Genomic DNA, 1252 nt, shown 5'->3' with positions numbered 1-1252 from the left:
GCTTTTTTCCTTGATTGTCTATACGCTCTCTCAGTAATGGGAATTGGCATTAGAATTGGAATAGTTAAAGCATTATCAACAAGGATAAGTGAGAAACCTGAGTAGGTCAGAGATCCATTTATAGAGTTTATTAATTAATAGTAGATTGTTGATCTACTTTTTTTGTCTGTTCTTCACGCCATTTCTTTAATCTACTAGCAATCTTATTATCTGAAATAGATAAAATGGATGCTGCACTGAGAGCTGCGTTATATGCTCCGCTTATACCTATTGACATAGTTGCAACTGGTATACCTTTAGGCATTTGAACTATAGAGAGCAAACTATCTATGCCATTTAAACATTGGCTCAAAATAGGAACACCTATTACCGGCAGACAGGTTAGCGAAGCAGTCATGCCTGGTAAATGAGCTGCTCCTCCTGCGCCAGCTATTATAACTTTGAATCCTTTTTCTTCTGCTGATCTAGCAAAAGTATAGAGCTTTTCCGGTGTTCTATGCGCAGATATTATTGATACAATATGCGATATTTCCATCTCTTTTAGTAAATCTTCAGCATGACGCATAGTAGCATAATCTGATTTGCTACCCATAATTATAGCAACATCCACCATATTTTTGTATATGTATAAACATTAGATATTATTAAAAAAAATAAATGCATACTAGAACTATTTAGTCAAACGTAGATTTTGTGTGAAAAGTAATTGACTAAACATATAAATTTAAATTGTAATTAACAACAATGGAGGTTTTATGCGTGTAACCAGAATGCCATCAGAAACATCTACTCATAAAGATTTAATTTCTGAGATTGAAAAAAATAAAAATATATTATCTCAATTTGAAGATTCAAGATCAAGAAAAATAACAGATGGAATCTGTGTAGAAGCAGCGTTATTATTAGGGTGTATACATCGTGTAGATCCAATATTATGTCAAGAAATAATTCAGTCCTTTGATGCAAAAAATGTAATCTTTATATTGTATACCTAAGCTGTACCTTGCTATCAAAGATGATAGCAAGGTTATTATTGAAATAAAAGTAAATTGATAATATAATTTTAAGCTTTACGTTGTAAATAAAAGTATGTTGTATAATTACGTAGTTACTTTGTTGCTAATGATATTAGGTTTATATATCGCTGCCAACGACAAAAGTTTAATAAAAAAAATGATAGGCATAGGTATCTTACAAAATTCTGTTTTATTCTTTTACATATCTCTTGGATATATAAAAGAATCATTTCCAC

General features: G+C 30.9%; 3 protein-coding genes. 2 read left to right on the top strand and 1 reads right to left on the bottom strand.

Going from position 1 to position 1252, the window contains the following annotated elements:
• Positions 1-130: 130 nt before the first annotated feature.
• A complete protein-coding gene (gene purE / locus V6U76_RS05305; RefSeq protein WP_333024099.1) occupies positions 131-613 on the bottom strand; it encodes a 5-(carboxyamino)imidazole ribonucleotide mutase in 483 nt (160 codons plus the stop codon).
• A gap of 142 nt (positions 614-755) precedes the next feature.
• Between purE and V6U76_RS05300 the strand changes: the two genes are divergently transcribed.
• Both V6U76_RS05300 and V6U76_RS05295 read left to right on the top strand, forming a co-directional pair.
• Positions 756-995, top strand: coding sequence for a hypothetical protein (locus V6U76_RS05300; protein WP_333024098.1), 240 nt, complete (start codon positions 756-758; stop codon positions 993-995).
• A 127-nt stretch (positions 996-1122) separates the two neighbouring features.
• Positions 1123-1252 (top strand): NADH-ubiquinone oxidoreductase chain 4L (locus tag V6U76_RS05295; RefSeq protein WP_458695395.1); only part of this gene is annotated, 130 nt, incomplete at its 3' end.

Source organism: Wolbachia endosymbiont of Pentidionis agamae, assembly GCF_036711655.1.
Classification (GTDB): Bacteria; Pseudomonadota; Alphaproteobacteria; order Rickettsiales; family Anaplasmataceae; genus JAZHPY01.
The sequence above is the reverse complement of the archived record's forward strand: the minus strand, read 5'-3'. Positions and strand labels throughout refer to the sequence as shown.